A 17,390-nucleotide genomic window follows, 5' to 3' on the forward strand; every position below is an offset into this window, starting at 1 on the left:
ACTAATAAGCCGATGACTTGATAACACACCGTTTGTTGGTGCTACGCGTCCACTGAGTGGTTCTCGATGTACGGTCGAGAACCCTAATAGGCACTACGCGTGCCTTTAGGTTTGATTGAAACATCAATAGTGTTTCGGCGGCCATAGCGTGAGGGAAACGCCCGGTTACATTCCGAACCCGGAAGCTAAGCCTCACAGCGCCGATGGTACTGCAGGGGGGACCCTGTGGGAGAGTAGGACACCGCCGGACTTCTTTTAGACAAAATGGCCACCCAACGCTGGGTGGCCATTTTGCATTGTGTATGTCTGCGTCAGCAGAGCGAAAAGCCATCCCTTGCGGGGTGGCTTTTCTTCGTTAAGAGACGAGCTATGCGTTCAGCAGCTCAGTGTGCGCCGTGCACGGCTGTAACGAAGCGAAACGGGATGCGGCCAGCGCCGGTCCGTGTGTGTACGGTGATCGAGTCCACCCGCATCGGGTGCGATTCTCAAAGCCCCAGGAGGGTTCACCATGGCTCGTCGCCTCGCCGCACTCACCGCGCCGACGCATGAGCGCACGCGGCGCTTCCTCACGCGGATGATGCGACCGCTCGACGGTCAGTAGTCTGATGCGCTTCGCCTACTGGGCGATCACGCGGTGAGTACCGGGAGCACCAGGCTCACGGCAATGGCGATCATCACGACGGCGATCATCGCGTCGAGGATGCGCCACGCGCGTGGCGTGTCCAGCCAGCGCCCGAGGTAGCGTGCGCCGAAACCGAGAGCGGTGAACCAGATCCCGCTGGCGAGTATCGCTCCTGCAGCGAAGAACCAGCGGGCCTCGCCGTGCGTGGCAGCGATCGAGCCGAGCAGCAACACCGTGTCCAGATACACATGCGGGTTCAACCATGTGAGCGCGAGCGCAGTCAGTATCACGGGTATGAGAGTGGCGGTGGTGGTGCGGTCTTCTCCGTCATCCGCTCGAAGAGCGGCTCCGCCACCGCGGAACGCCCGACGTGCTGCGAGAACTCCGTATCCGAGCAGGAAGGCGGCGCCGAGCCAACGAGCAACAACCACCAGCCACGGCATCGATTCCAGCAGGTATCCGAGGCCGGCGACACCGGCAGCGATGAGTACGGCATCCGAGAGTGCACAGATCATGACGACTGCCAGTACATGCTGGCGGCGGATCCCCTGACGCAACACGTAGACGTTTTGCGCGCCGATGGCGATGATGAGCGAGAGACCGAGTCCCAGACCGGAGAAGAAGGAGATCACCCTCCGACGCTACGGTTACGTGCACATAAGATCCAGCGATCAAGACTTATGAAGCATTAGCATCGCTAATATGTCAGGGATATCCGCTGAGCTTGCGTTAACCGTCGCAGCGATCATCGACGGCGGAAGTCTCGACTCCGCAGCGCGCGCGCTGAGCATCACCCCGTCGGCTGTCAGCCAGCGGCTCAAGTCTCTCGAGCAGCAGCTCGGGCAGGTGCTCATCGTTCGCTCGAAGCCCGCTACCGCGACAGCAGCAGGGGAAGCTGTGGTTCGGATGGCGCGGCAGGTCGCCCTGCTCGAGCACGAAACTCTCGCGGCGCTGGGTCTCGACGCCGGGGGAGGCCGGGTGAGCGTGCCGTTGGCGGTGAACGCCGATTCGATGGCCACGTGGTTCCTCGCGCCGCTCTCGCGGCTTGCCGCGCAGCATGACATCGACTTCGATCTGCACCGCGACGACCAGAACTTCACTGCACGGCTGCTGGAGTCAGGCGAAGTGATGGCAGCGGTGACCTCGGAAGCTACCCCCGTCTCCGGCTGCACTGTTACGCGTCTGGGAGTATTCCGCTACGAAGCCGTGGCGAATCCACAGTTTGCTCAGCGCTGGTTCGCTGCCGGGGTCAACGCCGAGACGCTTCGTCTTGCGCCGTTCGTCGACTTCGATCGGCGCGACACTCTGCAGCACGTATGGCTCGCTTCCCGGGGCGCCTCCGAGCACGGCATCCCGCGGCATTTCGTTCCCGCCTCGCATGATTTCGCGCAGGCGGTCATCCTCGGGCTGGGCTGGGGCATGCTTCCAGCGGAACAGGCGGCGGATGCCGTGGCATCCGGTGCGCTCGTTCCGCTGGGTGGCGATCCGGTGCGCGTGCCGCTCTATTGGCAGCAATGGAATCTGCGCTCTCAGCTGCTCGATGCCATCGCACGCGAAGTCGCCGACGAAGCCGCTCGAGTGCTCGACTGAGCTCAGCCCTGGCGCGCTGCGGCGGTGAGCCGGTGCAGCAGGTTCGTCAGAGTCGAGATGTCTTCCAGCTCCCAGCTTGCGAGGCGGCGGAGCATCGCGCCCTCCTGCGGACGCCGCGCCTCTGCCAGTCGGGTGAGTCCGTTCTCGGTCGGGGAGAGCAGCATGGAGCGGCGATCGGCGGGATCCGGGGTGCGCTGGATGAGCCCGAGTTCTTCGAGCTCACGCACGGTGCGGCTGAGCTGACCCTTGTCCATCTGCAGAACGTCGGCGAGCGTGGATGCGGTGCTCGACTCGTATCGCACGATCGTGGTGAAGATTTTATATGCGCCGGGGAGCAGGCCAGGGCTGAGGCGGTTCGCGCTCTCCATCACGACACGACGAAAGTGCGTGATGAGCTCGCCGAACTCGGACTCCAGTGCCGTGATTGCACTGACGCGTTCTTCATCGAGCACAGGGATGGAGCTGGTGTCCGCCCCCGTGCTCAAATCGTCCTCCGTTGCGGTGGTCATGCGTCGTCGTCACGTGAGAGATGTACGGGAATAGAGCCGGTCTCAGCCGTAGCCACGGCAAACTCATTCTCGCGGCGCTGCTCCCGCACGCGCTCGACGTTGTTCTGTTTGATCAGCGGCTTGTTCGGCAGGAACACGATCGCGATCAGGCTGAGCACTGCGAGCGGCACGCCGATGAGGAAAGCGTGCGAGATGGCCTGTGCGGAGGCATCCTCGATGATGATGCGGATCGCCTCGGGCATGTCCCGCGTGGTCGGCAGCGCGCCAGACGCAAGCTGAGCGGCGATCGCCTTGCCCTCTTCCCCGAGTGAGGCGAGCGCGGTGCCGACCTCCTTTGCGCGGTCGGTCAGCTGCTGCGTCATGCTCGCGCCGAGGACGGAACCCATCACGGCGACGCCCGCCGTGCCGCCGACGGTCCGGAAGAAGGTGACGCCAGAGCTGGCGACGCCGATCTCCTGCGGTGCTGTGGTGTTCTGCACGACCAGGACGAGGTTCTGCATGGTCATACCGGTTCCGGCACCGAGCAAGAACATGTAGATGCCGACCAGCCACAGCGACGTGTCGTAGTGGAGCGTCGACAGCAGCGAGGTGCCAGCGATCATGAGCACCGCGCCAGTGACCAGGAAGCTCTTCCACTTACCGGTGCGGGTCACGAGTTGGCCGACGACAGCCGAGGAGATGAGCATGCCGGCAGCCATCGGGATGGTCAGCAGCCCGGCTTCGGTCGGTCCGTAGCCGCGGGAGATCTGCATGTACTGCGCGAGGTAGACCGAGGTGCCGAACATTGCGACGCCGATCGAGATCGACGCGAGGACAGAGAGGGTGAAGGTGCGGTTGCGGAAGAGCGAGAGCGGGATGAGGGGCTCAGCGACCTTGAGTTCGACGATGATGAACAGCGCCGTGGCGAGCACGGCGGTGCCGACCATGGCGAGGGTCTCCCAGCTGATCCAGCCGTAAGTGGAGACGTTGGTCACCCACACCAGTAGGAACCCGGCTGCGACCGACAACAGCACAATGCCGAAGTAGTCGATACGGACCTTCGCGGCACGGATCTGGTCGATCTTGAGCGTGCGGATCAGCACGACGATCGCGATGATGCCGAGGGGGACGCCGACGTAGAAGTTCCAGCGCCAGCCGACACTGTCGGTGAGTACGCCGCCGAGCAGCGGGCCGCCGACAGTGGCGATCGCCATGACGCCGGCGAACAGTCCCATGTACTTGCCTCGCTCACGGGGCGAGAGGATGTCTGCCATCAGCACCTGGCTGAGAGCAGCCAGGCCACCACCACCGAGACCCTGCAGGCCACGGAACATGATGAGCACCTCAGCGCTCTGCGAGAAGCCTGCGCCGGCACTGGCGAGGACGAAGATCGCCAACGCGATAATCATCAGGTTCTTGCGGTTGACGAGGTCAGCGAGCTTACCCCAGATCGGCGTGGAGATCGCCGTCGTCAGAAGGGTCATGGTGATGACCCAGGTGTAGGACGTCTGTGACCCGCCGAGCTCGGGAACGATGATCGGCAGCGAGGTGCTGACGACAGTCGTGGAGACCATTGAACAGAACATCGCCAGAAGTAGGCCGGAAAGTGCCTGCAGCACCTGGCGGTGAGTCATCCGCGTTGCCGTTACGGCGGTGGACGGGGTTTGAGCGCTCATGCGCCCCTTTCGAATAGAACATGAAAGGTGAATGGCGCGGCGACGATGGCGCGCAAAAAGTTGATAAATATCAACAATAGTCCAGATGTTGACATGCGTCAACTATGTCCCAGATGGCGCGCGAGAATGCGGCCGCCGGCGGCGGAATGACGGACGGCGTGGCTCAGTCGGCCAGAGCGAGCGCGCGGAACGCATCGCGCTCGCGGAGGGCTTCGCGTCGGCTGGCGCCGTTGGCGGTGTCCGTGCTCGGCGGACGCTGCCCCGTGGTGCGGTGATAGAGCTCATCGATCAGGCGCGTTGCGAGCCCGACGAGTGTGCCGATCTCGCGATCGTCGCGGTCGATCCACACGCATCGAGGCTCGTCGTGGATCGGGCGGAAGTTGTCGTGCTCTTCCCAGATGAACAGGGTGCGCTCGGCTCCGAGCACATGCTGCTGCCACCACACCTGTCGCAGATAAGTGCGCGGGATCGTCCGCCAGTTCTTGTTGGTGGTCTTGATCTCAGCGAGCAGGATGCGGCCTTCGCCATCCTGGACGACGCCATCCGGCGTGGCTAGATGGCGGTGCTCCGCCTCGGCACGGAACAGTGCCGAAGAAGGTTGGATGCCATGCGTCGCTGCAACCCAGGCGGCGATCTCAGGCTCGCGCCGACGACCATGATCGGTGTAGGCGTTGCCGCCGAAGCGCGGACCTGCGCCGAGTTTTGCATCCGCGGCGCGGGTGATCGAGTTCTCACTCGTGAGGCCTGCGACATCGGTCGCGGTGATGCCGCGCGCTCGTGCTCGGAGCCAGGCGACGCGGTCGCGGGAGTCCGCGACGATTCGAGCCTGAAGTTCCGGATTCACCTTTCGAGGCTACCCCGAGCCAGTGACGTCCTTGGCCCTGCCGCGCCGCATCAGCCGCGAGTGAGCTGTCGTTCAGTGCCTCGTCGGCCAACCCGCCGGGCCACTCGACCCTGCGGCGTACTCCTCGAGTGGTACTTCGTCGCGCGACCAGGAATCGAGGACCGGCTGGACGATCCGCCAGCACTGCTCGGCGGCGTCATCGCGCACCGAAAGCATCGGATCGGCATCGAGGATGCCGGAGAGCACCTCCGCGTACGCAAGCAGCGCTCCGGCGCCGAGGTCTGCCGACAGAGTAGCCCGCTCGAGAACGAACGGATCATCGGCGCCGTTGAGATTGAGCTCCAACGACATCCGATCCGGCGCGAGCGAGAACCTCAAGATCGCGCCGTCAGCGGAACCGGTGAGCCCGACAGGAACATGGCGCACGGCGCGGAAGGTGACGATGATCTCCCTGGCCGGATCGCTCAGTGCCTTGCCGGAACGCAGGCTGAACGGCACGCCGGCCCAGCGGCCGTTGCGCACTTCGAAGATCGCCTCAGCGAGCGTCTCTGTCTTGCGCTCAGGGGTGACGCCGGGCTCGTCCACATACGACGGCTTCGCCACACCGTCGACGCTGCCGGCTGTGTACCGCGCACGTCGGGAAGAGGACGCCGCATCGTCGTCCCAGATCGTCGTCGCCCGCAGGACAGCGGACGTTGCCTCCCGGAAGTCGGCTTCGCCCAGGGTTGCCGGCTGCTCCATGGCCAACACCGCCATCACCTGCAGCAGGTGACTCTGGATCATGTCGATGAACGCGCCGGCCCCGTCGTAGTAGCCGGCGCGCCCTTCTAGCCCCAGCTTCTCGTCGTAGACGATAGCGACAGATTCGATACTCTCCGCCGACCAGAGCGGCTCAAGCAGCCGATTCGCGAACCGTGCGCCGAGCAGATTCAGCGTGGTGGACTTGCCGAGGAAATGATCGACGCGGAAAATCTGCCGCTCCGGTACGAGCTGCGCCACGCGCGCATTCAGTGTGCGGGCACTGGCTTCGTCCGTACCGAATGGCTTCTCCAATGCGAGCATCGCACCGTCCGGAAGTATCTCAGGTGTGAGTGCTTCGCAGGCGGCGGCCGCGACTGCTGGTGGCACAGCGAAATAGATGGCCACTTGGCCTTCGAGTCCCTGCAGCAGCGCGGTGAGATCTTCTGTCCGAGTGATGTCTGCCTGGCGGTATTCGACTGTGACGCGGTCGGTGGCGGCGCCGGCATCCGCACTGTCGAACGAAGTGCGCACGACCTCACGCAGATCGTCGTCCTTCCAATCTTCCATCCCGGCGCCGATCACGCGCACCCGACGCTCGGGTTCCGTGGTGAGCAATTGGCCGAGCGCAGGCAACAGGAGCCTGGCAGCGAGGTCGCCCGAGGCTCCGAAGATCACAAGCGTGGTTTTGGCATCCATGCGCCCACCGTATTCCCATCGGTGCATATCGGCCAGGGCCGTGCAAGAATCGGTGAGATGCCAGCCCCTATCGAGGACTATGCACTGCTCAGTGACTGCCGTACGGCTGCGCTGGTGTCGCGCGATGGCAGTATCGACTGGCTTTGTCTGCCGCGCTTCGATGCGCCCTCCGTCTTCGGCGCACTACTGGGGGATACCTCGCACGGGCGCTGGCTGGTCCGCCCGCAGGATGCCGACGCAAAAGTGCGTCGCTATTATCTGCCGGACACGTTCATCCTCGTGACCCGCTGGGAGAGCGCCAGCGGCATTGCCGAGGTGCAGGACTTCCTTGCTATGACAGATGACCGCACCGACGTGGTGCGCCGGGTCGTCGGAATCACCGGCACGGTCGAATTTGCCACCGAGCTGCGGATGCATTTCGACTACGCGCGTGCCTTGCCCTGGGTGAGGCAGGTGGGCACGGAGGATGCGCCAGCCCTGCACGCGACAGCAGGGCCGGAGGCCGTCATCGTGCGCGGTGTCGCGCTCGCGGCATCCGATCACGCGCATAGCGCGACGTTCGAGGTTTCGGCGGGAGAGACCCGTGATCTTACGCTTGCATGGTTCCCATCCTTTGAGGATGCCCCGGTGCCGCTGGATGTCGACGCTGCCATCGCGCGGACACGCTCGTGGTGGCAAGGCTGGGCGAGCTCGATCGAGCATGAGGGGCCGCACCGTGACGCCGTGATTCGGTCACTTCTCGTGCTGCGCGCGCTTACGAATCGTGACACCGGTGGAATCGTGGCGGCAGCGACGACGTCACTGCCGGAAGAGTTCGGGGGATCCCGCAATTGGGATTACCGCTTCGTGTGGCTGCGTGATGCGGCGCTGACGCTGGAGGCGCTCATCGCGCACAGCTTCCTCGAGGAGGTGCAGCACTGGCGGCGCTGGCTGCTGCGGGCGGTGGCCGGAGAGCCGGAGGAAGTACAGATCATGTACGGCATCGCCGGCGAGCGAGATCTCGCCGAGCGAGAGCTGAGCAGTCTTCCTGGCTACGGAGGCGCCTCGCCGGTGAGGATCGGCAACGGCGCGGTCGATCAGTATCAGGCCGATGTGATCGGCGAAGTGCTCGTCGCGATGGAAGCGGCACGGATTGCCGGTCTTGATGAATCGGAGTTCTCGTGGCCGCTGCAGCGCGCCCTGATCGCACGGGTCGTTGCAGGACTGGATCGACCTGACAACGGGATCTGGGAGATCCGCGGAGAGCCGCAGTTCTTCACGCACTCTCGAGTGATGATGTGGGCGGCGCTCGATCGTGGTGTGCGCGCCGTCCGTGAGCACGGCATGTCGGGGGACGAGGAGCTGTGGGCGCGCATGCGCGATCAGTTGCGCGCGGAGATCGACGAGCGCGGCGTTCATGTCGACGGATACTTCGTGCAGCACTACGACTCCGCGGAGGTGGATGCGTCGCTGCTGACTCTTCCGCAGGTCGGGTACTGCGCCGCGGACGATCCGCGGATGCTCCGCACTGTCGAGCAGATGGAACAGACGCTCGTGCGCGACGGGTTGCTGATGCGCTATCGCACCTCTTCTGGCGTGGATGGGTTGGAAGGCGGCGAGCATCCGTTCCTGGCATGCAGCTTCTGGCTCGTCGAGCAGTACGCGGCCAGCGGCAGGATCGACGACGCGCGAACGCTCATGGACCGGCTGGTCGGGCTCGCCAACGATGTCGGCCTGCTCTCCGAGGAGTATGACGTCGAGGGTGCACGGCAGGCGGGCAATACCCCGCAGGCGCTGTCCCACCTCACCCTTGTGCGAGCGGCTGATGCCCTGGCTGGCCACACCGGCCGTGCCGCCGACCGGCGCTAGCCCGCTCGATTTGGGCGGGAGTGCGGGGTCGGGTATAGTTATCTCAACCGAAGACCGCTGGTCGTCGTCGTGTGCGAACACGATGATCGAAGCTCTGCAATGCAGGGGCCCGCGCAGGTGTCACGATCTTCTCAAAGCTCCGTGCGCTTGCGCCGGGGCTTTTTCTATTGCAGTCGTGGTCGAGGTCGATGCTTCACCACCGTGTGGCATCTCGTACCCACCAAGGAGTGACCATGGCGCAGAAGGATGCATCGGTTGCCGAGCTCACGAAGTCATTCGAGAACTCGAACGCCGTCCTGCTGACCGAGTACCGCGGTCTGACGGTTGCCCAGCTCAAGGAGCTGCGCAACAGCATCCGTCAGGACGCTGAGTACGCCGTGGTGAAGAACACGCTGACCAAGATTGCCGCTAACAAGGCGGGAATCTCTGCACTGGATGACGACCTCAAGGGTCCGTCGGCTGTTGCATTCGTGCACGGTGACTTCGTCGCCACCGCGAAGGCTCTTCGTGACTTTGCCAAGACCAACCCGCTTCTCGTGATCAAGGGTGGCGTTTTCGAGGGCAATGCTCTCAACGCCGACGAGGTCAACATGTACGCATCGCTGGAGAGCCGTGAGGTTCTGCTTGCGAAGGCTGCGGGCATGATGAAGGCAACGATGGCCAAGGCTGCGGCCACCGTCGATGCTCTTCGCGAAAAGCTGGAGACCGCCGCAGCCGCGTAAGCGACTGGCGTTCTCGTTCTACAAACCCCACCAATCTAGGAGATACATCATGGCGAAGCTCACCACTGAGCAGCTGCTCGAGCAGTTTGCAGACCTCACCCTCGTCGAGCTCAGCGAGTTCGTGAAGGCGTTCGAGGAGAAGTTCGACGTCACCGCTGCCGCCCCGGCTGCTGCTGCAGGCGCTGCTGGTGCCGCTGTTGAGGCAGAGGAAGAGAAGGACTCGTTCGACGTCGTTCTCGAGGCTGCTGGCGAGAAGAAGATCCAGGTCATCAAGGCTGTCCGCGAGCTCACCTCGCTCGGCCTCGGCGAGGCCAAGGCTGTCGTCGACGGTGCACCGAAGGCTGTCCTTGAGGGCGCCAACAAGGAGACCGCTGAGAAGGCCAAGGAGGTCCTCGAGGCCGCTGGCGCCACGGTTACCCTCAAGTAATCACGTCTCACCGCTTCATTCGAAGGCCCCGGGGTTCATCCCCGGGGCCTTCGTGCGTTCCCCGCAAAGAGATTTTGGGGGCTAGCGCGGGGGTGCGGATGAGTTGCGCACGACCAGGACGGATGCCGCGAGCTTGTGCACGGGCTCGGCTGCGGGACGCTCCAACTGAAGCATCAGCAATCGCACGGCCTCATTGCCCTGCTCGCGAGGTTGCTGCCTGATCGTGGTCAGGGCAAACATCTCGGCGTGCTGATGGTCATCGATTCCGACGACGCTCAGTTCGGTGGGCACAGCGATCCCGAGCCGTCGCGCGGCGATGATCGTGCCGATCGCCGCCTCATCGCACACGCCGACGACCGCGGTCGGCCTGGTACGACGGTTGCCGAGCAGGTCGACGGCTGCCTCATATCCGCTCGGCATGCTGCTGGCGGCCGGACTCACGCTGACGTGCGCGCTCAGGCCTGCGGCATCCATCGCCTCGCGATAACCATCGAGTCGGCGCGCGTCGCCGAATCCGAGTGCGCTCGACTCCGCCTCCCCGCCGATGAATGCGATGGCGGTGTGGCCGAGGTCGATGAGATGCTCCGTCGCGATCTGTGCGGCAGCGGCGTCATCGATTGATACCGCACTCGTGCCGTCGTTGTATGGGCCAACGCTCACCAGCGGGCGGCCGAGCTCGCGTAGTCGCTCTAGTTCGTGTGCGGTCGGCTGGATGCCGGCGGCGATGATCCCATCGAATCGCCTGCGTGGCAGCACCGAAGCGAAAACTTCGTCGCGCGTAGCGGAGTGCTCTGGGACGCCGTAGAGCGCAAGGTCGTAGCCGTGTTGGAGCAGGGACTGCTGGATGCCGGTGAGCAGCTCTGAGAAATACCATCGGCCGAGGCTGGGGACGATGACGCCCACGATCTGGGTGCGTCCGGTGGCAAGACTGGTCGCCGACGAATGCGCGACGTACGACAGCTCGGCGGCAGCCGTCTCGACGAGCAGCCGCGTCTCGTCTGCCACGTAGCCGCGACCGCTGAGTGCACGACTCGCAGTCGCTTTGGAGACGCCGGCACGTGCGGCGACATCCGTGATGGTGCTCATGCATCCTCCTCGATGGCGGCACTCGAGAGGCCCGAGCACAGCGTAGTCCCAACGGGCAGCGAACGGAACCGGTTCCACACGAATCGCGCGGGAGCGCTCCCATACTTGGTGGCGGATGCGGGGGCAAAGGTTGTCAGCTTGTGACCAACGACCATTGTGCCGGGGCATGAGAGGCCGCTAGGTTGGGCCTGGAAGCGGTTCCTGATCCGCTTGCCTTCGGGCAGCGGCAAGCCAGAGGGAACGTGAACTCGAAGAGGAGAAGTCATATGGCACTGTCACAGCGTTATCGGCGCCTCGCGCCGCTCGCCCTGCTTGGGGCAGCGGGCATCGCGCTTGCAGGATGTGGGGCCCCTGGTGCGCCAGATGGCGGCGATGGCGGTGGCGGCGGTGGCGACAACGTCGTCACCATGTACGGAACGATCACCGACGAAGAAGCTGAACTTCTCCAGGAGTCCTGGGCGGACTTCGAAGAAGAGAACGACATCGAGATCAAGTACGAGGGAAGCCAGGACTTCGAAGCCCAGGTGGGCACCCGTGCGCAGGGTGGCAACCCGCCCGACATCGCGATCTTCCCACAGCCAGGTCTGTTCGCCGACTTCGCTGCGCGTGACTATCTGAAGCCCGCTCCAGAGGAGGTCAAGGCGAATGCCGAGGAGTACTGGTCTGAGGACTGGGTGAATTACGGAACCTACGACGGCACCTTCTACGGCGCGCCGATGATGGCGAGCGTGAAGGGCTGGATCTGGTATTCGCCTACCAAGTTCACGGAGTGGGGAGTGGAAGTTCCAGAGACCTGGGATGAACTCATGGCCCTTACTCAGACGATCCGTGACACGACCGGCGCCGCTCCGTGGTGCCAGGGCTTCGAATCTGGCACGGCATCCGGCTGGCCCGGAACCGACTGGGTCGAGGACCTCGTCCTGCGTCAGGCAGGACCAGAAGTCTACGACCAGTGGGTCGCCAATGAGGTGCCGTTCACGGACCCTCAGATCGCGACCGCCTTCGACACGCTTGGCGAAGTCCTGCTGAACCCCGAGTACGTGAACGCAGGTTTCGGCGACGTGCGATCGATCAACTCCACGGCGTGGGGCGACGTAGGGCCTGCAGTGGCAAGCGGCGAGTGCGCGTTGACGCACGCTCCGTCATTCCTTGACGGCTTCCTCCCGGACGGGACCGAGGTCGGTGAGGATAGTGACGTCTGGGCCTTCATGACCCCCGGTATGACTGCCGGAGAGACCGCGGTAACGGGTGCCGGTGAGATCGTCGGTGCGTTCAGCGACGACGAGGCTGTCCAGAAGGTTCTCACCTACCTGTCGACACCGGAATGGGCGAACAACCGTGTCGCGCTCGGTGGCGTGGTATCGGCGAACAACGGACTCGACCCGGACGCCGCTCAGAGTCCGATCCTGCAGGAGAGCATCAAGATTCTGCAGGATGAGGAGACGACGTTCCGCTTCGACGGTTCCGACCTCATGCCCGGCGCCGTCGGCGCAGGCACATTCTGGAAGGGCATGGTCGCGTGGATCAATGGCAGCCCGACGCCGGAAGTGCTCGAGCAGATCGAGACCGGCTGGCCAGCCAGCTGATTAAAATCCGAGCGGGCCGACCCTACCGGGCGGCCCGCTCGACCCGGTTCACGCGAAGCCGCGTGAACCGCTGATGATCTGCACGCCGTTGTGAAGGGGATTCTGTGACCGCGATTGAGTTCTTCGGCTGGGTTGGCCAGCTGCCGCCCATCCTGCAGGCGGTGGTCGTCGTCATCGCCTTCGCCGCGGTGGTGGCGATCATCTTGCTGCTCGTCGACATCGCGCCGCGCACGGGCAAGTGGTACACCGTTGCGCGCCTGGCGATGTGCCTGCTCATCCCGCTCGCCGTGATGTGGTTCTTCCGTTCGTACTACTGGGCGATCGGCGTTGCCGTGGTGGTGGGAGCCATCTTCTTCCTGCTCGATTTCCGGTCGCGGCAGGGCAAGGGATACTTCATCCAGCTTGTCGCGTTTATGGCGCCGGCGTTCCTGCTTCTGACAGTGGGCCTCGTCTTGCCCTCGATTCAGACCATGGTTGCTTCGTTCATGAACTCGGCGGGAACGGACTTCATCGGCCTCGGGAATTACGCTTGGATCTTCGGACAGCCCGACGGGGTCCGTGTCGTGGTCAACACGATCGTATGGGTGCTGGTCGTCCCCACGGTCTCCACGATCGTCGGCCTCGCATACGCGGTGTTCATCGATAAAACCCGTGGTGAGAAGATCTACAAGATTCTCGTGTTCATGCCGATGGCGATTTCGTTCGTCGGCGCGAGCATCATCTGGCGGTTCATGTACGAGTACCGCGGTAAGCAGTACGACCAGATCGGTCTGCTCAATCAGATCATCGTCTGGTTCGGTGGTGAGCCGCAGCAGTTCCTGCTCAATCCGCCATGGAACACACTGTTCCTCATCGTTGTGCTCATCTGGGTGCAGACCGGTTTCGCGATGGTGATCCTTTCGGCCTCGATCAAGGGCGTGCCGATGGAGCTGCTGGAAGCGGCCGAACTAGACGGGGCGAATGCCTGGCAGCGGTTCAGGTCGGTCACGGTCCCGGCGATCCGCCCCGCCCTCATCGTCGTGTTGACCACGATCTCGATCGCCTCGCTGAAGGTCTTTGACATCGTCCGCACCATGACAGCCGGAAACTACGAGACCAGCGTGTTGGCGAATGAGATGTACACGCAGTTCTCGAAGTTCGAGGCAGGCCGCAGTGCCGCCCTGTCTGTCATCCTGTTCATCCTCGTGCTGCCAATCGTCATCTACAACGCACGCCAGATCCAGAAGCAGCGGGAGATCCGATGACCGACGTGAAGAACACCGACGCCACGACGGGCTCGGGCGGAGGCTCGGCGACCCGGGCGATCACGACCGGGGGCAAGCTCAACGCCTCCGCCGGCCGCACCCGCAAGAAGCTTTCGCGGCCATGGGCGTCGGCGGCATCCATCGTCATCGCGGTGCTGTGGACCATCCCTACTCTGGGGCTGTTCATCTCATCCTTCCGCCCCCGCGACCAGATCCTCACCAGCGGTTGGTGGGAGTTCTTCCTGAACCCCGAGGTCACCGGCGAGAACTACGTAGATGTGCTGCAGTCCGGCACGACGCAGCTCACGATGATCGAGTCGTTCGTGAACTCGATCGCCATCACGATTCCGGCGACGCTCGTCCCGTTGATGATCGCCTCCATGACGGCCTACGCGTTCGCGTGGATCGACTTCAAGGGACGCAACTTCCTATTTATCTTCATCTTCGCGTTGCAGATCGTGCCCATCCAGATGGCTTTGGTACCGCTGCTGAGCACGTTCTCGCGAGGGCTGAACTTCTTCGGCCTGCAGGTGACGCTGCCTCTTGGAGCCTCCGGCGGATACGCACAGGTGTGGTTTGCGCACACCATGTTCGCGCTGCCGCTGGCGATCTATCTGTTGCACAACTTCATGGCAGAGATCCCCGGTGAGATCGTCGAAGCTGCACGCGTCGACGGCGCATCCCGTGGGCAGATCTTCTTCCGTATCGTGCTGCCGCTGACCATGCCGGCCATCGCGTCCGTGGCGATCTTCCAGTTCCTGTGGGTGTGGAACGACCTGCTCGTGTCGCTGGTGTTCGCAGACGGCGGTGCCGCTCCGATCACGAAGCTGTTGGCAGAGATCACGGGAACGCGAGGAAACGACTGGTATCTGCTCACGGCCGGTGCATTCGTGTCGATCATCGTTCCGCTCATTGTGTTCTTCGCCCTGCAGCGGTACTTCGTACGCGGGCTGTTGGCAGGATCAACCAAGGGGTAGCCCTTCAGCGGATGCCGCGGTAACACGGCATCCGCTGCCCCGTACCCTTGAGACATGAAATACGCCGAGCACATCGCCGATCTCGTCGGCGGCACTCCTCTTGTGAAGCTGCAGCATGTCACAGAGGGCGTCGTATGTACGGTGCTTGTGAAGCTGGAGTATCTGAACCCTGGTGGCTCATCGAAGGATCGCATCGCCGGTCGCATCATCGACGCGGCCGAAGCATCCGGTGAGTTGAAGCCTGGTGGCACGATTGTCGAGCCCACCAGCGGCAACACCGGTGTCGGCCTCGCGCTGGTCGCTCAGCAGCGCGGTTACAAGTGCATCTTCGTGCTGCCAGACAAAGTCGGCGAGGACAAGATCGACGTGCTGCGCGCGTATGGAGCCGAGATCGTGATGACGCCGACCTCCGTGCCGCCGGACAGCCCCGAGTCGTATTACAGCGTCAGCGACCGCCTCGTGAAGGAAATTCCGGGGGCGTTCAAGCCGAACCAGTACGACAACCCAAACGGGCCGCTCAGCCACTACGAGACCACCGGCCCAGAGATCTGGAGCGACACCGACGGTAAAGTCACGCATTTCGTCGCCGGTGTCGGTACCGGCGGAACGATCAGCGGCACCGGACGGTATCTGCGTGAGGTCTCCGATGACCGGGTACGCATCGTCGGCGTCGACCCCGAAGGCAGCGTCTACTCGGGCGGAACCGGTCGCCCCTACCTCGTCGAAGGCGTCGGCGAGGACATCTGGCCGGGCTCCTACGATCCTGCTGTCCCGCACGAGATCGTCGCGGTGGACGACGCCGAGTCGTTCGCGATGACCCGCCGCCTCGCACGCGAAGAAGCCATCCTCGTCGGCGGCTCCAGCGGCATGGCCGTGGTCGGTGCGCTGCGGATCGCCCAGACACTGCCGGCGGATGCAGTAATGGTCGTGCTCCTGCCGGACGGCGGACGCGGCTACCTCTCGAAGATCTTCAACGACTCGTGGATGCGCTCTTATGGCTTCAGCGAGGTTGAGGAGGGGGAGACGGTCGCTGATGTGCTGACGACACGCGCTCAGGCTTCGGGGCAGGGCTCGATTCCGGAACTCGTGCACGCGCATCCGAGCGACACGGTGCTCGACGCGATCAACATGATGACCGAGTTCGCCGTCTCGCAGCTCGTGGTGCTCAGTGCCGAACCGCCCGTCATGATGGGGGAAGTTGTGGGCAGCGTCGACGAGCGAGGGCTGCTGGATCTACTTTTCCGCAATGTCGCGAAGCCGACGGATGCCGTGGGCGCCCATGTCGGCGAGCGGCTGCCGCTCGTCGGCATCCATGCGTCCGTCGATCAGGCGCGCGCGGCGCTCGCCGAAGCGGATGCCCTGCTGGTGACGATCGATGGCCGTCCGCACACCGTGCTGACTCGACAGGATCTGGTCGCCTACCTCGCGCGCTAAAGGCCACTCGCCACGGGCAGGGATGTCGCGGGGCGTAATGAGAAGGGGAGTGGCGAAGGGGCGCGCGTAGGGTGAGAGCATGTCTGACCACGCTTTCGCCACCCGCGCCATCCACGCCGGCCAGCAGGCCGATCCGCTCACCGGCGCGATCATTCCGCCGATCTACCAGGCCTCGACGCATGTGCAGGATGCCGTCGGCGTGTTCCGCGAGGGCTACGAGTACAACCGTGCGGGCAACCCCACACGCAACGCGCTCGAGACGCAGCTCGCCGCTCTCGAAGGTGGCGTCAACGCGCTCTCGTTTGCGTCTGGACTTGCCGCTGAGGATGCGCTGCTGCGCGGCATCCTCCGACCGGGCGACCACGTGCTGCTTGGCAACGACGTTTACGGTGGCACGCACCGACTGCTGACCAAGGTGCTGGCGCCGTGGGGTATCGAGACCACCACCGCCGAACTCAGCAGCGCGGATGCGATCCGCCAGGCGCTGCGCCCCGAGACCAAGATTGTCTGGCTCGAGACGCCGAGCAACCCTCTGCTGAAGATCGTCGACATCGCTGCGACCGCAGAGATCGCGCATGCAGCGGGTGCCATCGTCGTGGTGGACAACACCTTCGCCTCACCGGCCTTGCAGTTGCCTCTCGCGCTCGGCGCCGATCTCGTCGTGCACTCCACCACCAAGTACCTCGGCGGACACTCAGATGTGCTCGGCGGTGCCGTGATCTTTGGCGATGACCGATTCTACGATCAGGTGAAGTTCCAGCAGTTCGCTGTCGGCGCCGTCTCGGCGCCATTGGACGGCTGGCTCACCACTCGTGGAATCAAGACTCTTGCGGTGCGGATGCGCCAGCACAGCGAGAACGCGCAGGCCATCGCTGAGTGGGCAGAGTCCCGCACCGAGTTCGAGACCGTCTTCTATCCTGGGCTTGCTTCGCACCCCGGTCACGAAATCGCCGCGCGCCAGATGAGTGGATTCGGCGGGATGCTGTCGCTTGCGCTCGTCGCGGGACACGACGCCGCGCGTGCCTTCGCCGAGTCGACCGAGCTCTTCCAGCTGGCTGAATCGCTGGGCGGCGTCGAGTCACTGATCAGCTATCCGCCTGAGATGACGCACGCCTCGGTGCGCGGTACCGATCTGGCCGTTCCGGAGAACGTCGTGCGTCTGTCCGTCGGTATCGAGGACATCGCCGATCTGATCGCCGATCTGGAGAAGGGGCTCGCGCGCATAGCGCGATGAGAGCCGGGGTGCGGCTCAGGCCGCGCCCGTACAATTGAGGCATCTTGAACGATTCCTCTTCTTCCTCTGCGCCCACTCCCGACTCCGAACGAACCGACTCCGAACGAACCCCTTCTGAGCGGACGCCGACCGGAAGCATCCGCGCGTTCACCGGAACGATTCGCACCAGCACGCC

Annotated in this window: 15 protein-coding genes and 1 rRNA gene; 10 read left to right on the forward strand and 6 right to left on the reverse strand. The window is 64.0% G+C overall.

Features of this window, described 5'->3' with window-relative positions; genetic code table 11:
• Nucleotides 1-133 precede the first annotated feature (133 nt).
• Nucleotides 134-250, forward strand: a 5S ribosomal RNA gene (gene rrf, locus AC1C2Q_RS13640).
• A 377-nt stretch (nt 251-627) separates the two neighbouring features.
• Here the strand turns inward: rrf and AC1C2Q_RS13645 are convergent.
• Entirely contained in the window at nt 628-1,254 is a 627-nt protein-coding gene (locus tag AC1C2Q_RS13645) for a LysE/ArgO family amino acid transporter (protein ID WP_495431767.1), read from the reverse strand.
• 70 nt (nt 1,255-1,324) lie between these two features.
• On the opposite strand from AC1C2Q_RS13645, the gene AC1C2Q_RS13650 reads away from it, so the two are divergent.
• Entirely contained in the window at nt 1,325-2,212 is an 888-nt protein-coding gene (locus AC1C2Q_RS13650; protein WP_495450587.1) for a LysR family transcriptional regulator ArgP, read from the forward strand.
• 2 nt (nt 2,213-2,214) lie between these two features.
• On the opposite strand, the gene AC1C2Q_RS13655 is transcribed toward AC1C2Q_RS13650, so the two are convergent.
• The 4 genes from AC1C2Q_RS13655 to AC1C2Q_RS13670 form a co-directional block, all read right to left on the reverse strand.
• Complete coding sequence (locus tag AC1C2Q_RS13655; protein WP_495450588.1) at nt 2,215-2,721, reverse strand: MarR family winged helix-turn-helix transcriptional regulator; 507 nt, start codon at nt 2,719-2,721, stop codon at nt 2,215-2,217.
• Complete coding sequence (locus AC1C2Q_RS13660; RefSeq protein ID WP_495431769.1) at nt 2,718-4,376, reverse strand: MDR family MFS transporter; 1,659 nt, start codon at nt 4,374-4,376, stop codon at nt 2,718-2,720. The genes AC1C2Q_RS13655 and AC1C2Q_RS13660 overlap by 4 nt, the downstream gene beginning before the upstream one ends.
• 163 nt (nt 4,377-4,539) lie before the next feature.
• Entirely contained in the window at nt 4,540-5,220 is a 681-nt protein-coding gene (locus tag AC1C2Q_RS13665) for a YqaJ viral recombinase family protein (RefSeq protein WP_495431770.1), read from the reverse strand.
• A 72-nt stretch (nt 5,221-5,292) separates the two neighbouring features.
• Entirely contained in the window at nt 5,293-6,657 is a 1,365-nt protein-coding gene (locus AC1C2Q_RS13670) for a glucose-6-phosphate dehydrogenase (protein WP_495450589.1), read from the reverse strand.
• Nucleotides 6,658-6,714: 57 nt separating this feature from the next.
• Here AC1C2Q_RS13670 and AC1C2Q_RS13675 point away from each other — a divergent pair, with 57 nt between their 5' ends.
• The 3 genes from AC1C2Q_RS13675 to rplL all read left to right on the forward strand — a co-directional run bounded on the left by AC1C2Q_RS13675 (nt 6,715) and on the right by rplL (nt 9,654).
• Nucleotides 6,715-8,505, forward strand: coding sequence for a glycoside hydrolase family 15 protein (locus AC1C2Q_RS13675; protein ID WP_495450590.1), 1,791 nt, complete (start codon nt 6,715-6,717; stop codon nt 8,503-8,505).
• A gap of 233 nt (nt 8,506-8,738) precedes the next feature.
• Nucleotides 8,739-9,227: a 50S ribosomal protein L10 gene (rplJ, locus tag AC1C2Q_RS13680; RefSeq protein ID WP_495431773.1), complete on the forward strand. Its 489-nt coding sequence runs from the start codon at nt 8,739-8,741 to the stop codon at nt 9,225-9,227.
• A 49-nt stretch (nt 9,228-9,276) separates the two neighbouring features.
• Entirely contained in the window at nt 9,277-9,654 is a 378-nt protein-coding gene (gene rplL, locus AC1C2Q_RS13685; protein ID WP_439280869.1) for a 50S ribosomal protein L7/L12, read from the forward strand.
• Between the two features lie 81 nt (nt 9,655-9,735).
• On the opposite strand, the gene AC1C2Q_RS13690 is transcribed toward rplL, so the two are convergent.
• Nucleotides 9,736-10,740 (reverse strand): LacI family DNA-binding transcriptional regulator, encoded by a 1,005-nt coding sequence (locus tag AC1C2Q_RS13690; protein ID WP_495450591.1) that lies wholly within the window; start codon nt 10,738-10,740, stop codon nt 9,736-9,738.
• 266 nt (nt 10,741-11,006) lie between these two features.
• Between AC1C2Q_RS13690 and AC1C2Q_RS13695 the strand changes: the two genes are divergently transcribed.
• From AC1C2Q_RS13695 to AC1C2Q_RS13715, 5 genes are all read left to right on the forward strand, one after another.
• Nucleotides 11,007-12,326, forward strand: coding sequence for an ABC transporter substrate-binding protein (locus AC1C2Q_RS13695; RefSeq protein WP_495450592.1), 1,320 nt, complete (start codon nt 11,007-11,009; stop codon nt 12,324-12,326).
• Between the two features lie 104 nt (nt 12,327-12,430).
• Nucleotides 12,431-13,570: a carbohydrate ABC transporter permease gene (locus AC1C2Q_RS13700; RefSeq protein WP_495450593.1), complete on the forward strand. Its 1,140-nt coding sequence runs from the start codon at nt 12,431-12,433 to the stop codon at nt 13,568-13,570.
• Nucleotides 13,567-14,547 carry a carbohydrate ABC transporter permease gene (locus AC1C2Q_RS13705; protein ID WP_495450594.1) on the forward strand — a complete coding sequence of 327 codons (981 nt, stop codon included), beginning with the start codon at nt 13,567-13,569 and terminating at the stop codon, nt 14,545-14,547. Before AC1C2Q_RS13700 ends, AC1C2Q_RS13705 begins: the two co-directional genes overlap by 4 nt.
• 54 nt (nt 14,548-14,601) lie before the next feature.
• Entirely contained in the window at nt 14,602-15,981 is a 1,380-nt protein-coding gene (locus tag AC1C2Q_RS13710) for a cystathionine beta-synthase (RefSeq protein ID WP_495450595.1), read from the forward strand.
• Between the two features lie 79 nt (nt 15,982-16,060).
• Nucleotides 16,061-17,215: a cystathionine gamma-synthase gene (locus tag AC1C2Q_RS13715; protein WP_495450596.1), complete on the forward strand. Its 1,155-nt coding sequence runs from the start codon at nt 16,061-16,063 to the stop codon at nt 17,213-17,215.
• Nucleotides 17,216-17,390 lie beyond the last annotated feature (175 nt).

This window comes from Microbacterium sp. Y356 (genome assembly GCF_059445355.1).

Coding starts and splice junctions, on each gene's coding strand:
- AC1C2Q_RS13650 (WP_495450587.1), top strand. CDS start 1,325: ATGTCAGGGATATCCGCTGAGCTTGCGTTAACCGTCGCAGCGATCATC.
- AC1C2Q_RS13655 (WP_495450588.1), bottom strand. CDS start 2,721: ATGACCACCGCAACGGAGGACGATTTGAGCACGGGGGCGGACACCAGC.
- AC1C2Q_RS13660 (WP_495431769.1), bottom strand. CDS start 4,376: ATGAGCGCTCAAACCCCGTCCACCGCCGTAACGGCAACGCGGATGACT.
- AC1C2Q_RS13670 (WP_495450589.1), bottom strand. CDS start 6,657: ATGGATGCCAAAACCACGCTTGTGATCTTCGGAGCCTCGGGCGACCTC.
- AC1C2Q_RS13675 (WP_495450590.1), top strand. CDS start 6,715: ATGCCAGCCCCTATCGAGGACTATGCACTGCTCAGTGACTGCCGTACG.
- rplJ (WP_495431773.1), top strand. CDS start 8,739: ATGGCGCAGAAGGATGCATCGGTTGCCGAGCTCACGAAGTCATTCGAG.
- rplL (WP_439280869.1), top strand. CDS start 9,277: ATGGCGAAGCTCACCACTGAGCAGCTGCTCGAGCAGTTTGCAGACCTC.
- AC1C2Q_RS13690 (WP_495450591.1), bottom strand. CDS start 10,740: ATGAGCACCATCACGGATGTCGCCGCACGTGCCGGCGTCTCCAAAGCG.
- AC1C2Q_RS13695 (WP_495450592.1), top strand. CDS start 11,007: ATGGCACTGTCACAGCGTTATCGGCGCCTCGCGCCGCTCGCCCTGCTT.
- AC1C2Q_RS13705 (WP_495450594.1), top strand. CDS start 13,567: ATGACCGACGTGAAGAACACCGACGCCACGACGGGCTCGGGCGGAGGC.
- AC1C2Q_RS13710 (WP_495450595.1), top strand. CDS start 14,602: ATGAAATACGCCGAGCACATCGCCGATCTCGTCGGCGGCACTCCTCTT.
- AC1C2Q_RS13715 (WP_495450596.1), top strand. CDS start 16,061: ATGTCTGACCACGCTTTCGCCACCCGCGCCATCCACGCCGGCCAGCAG.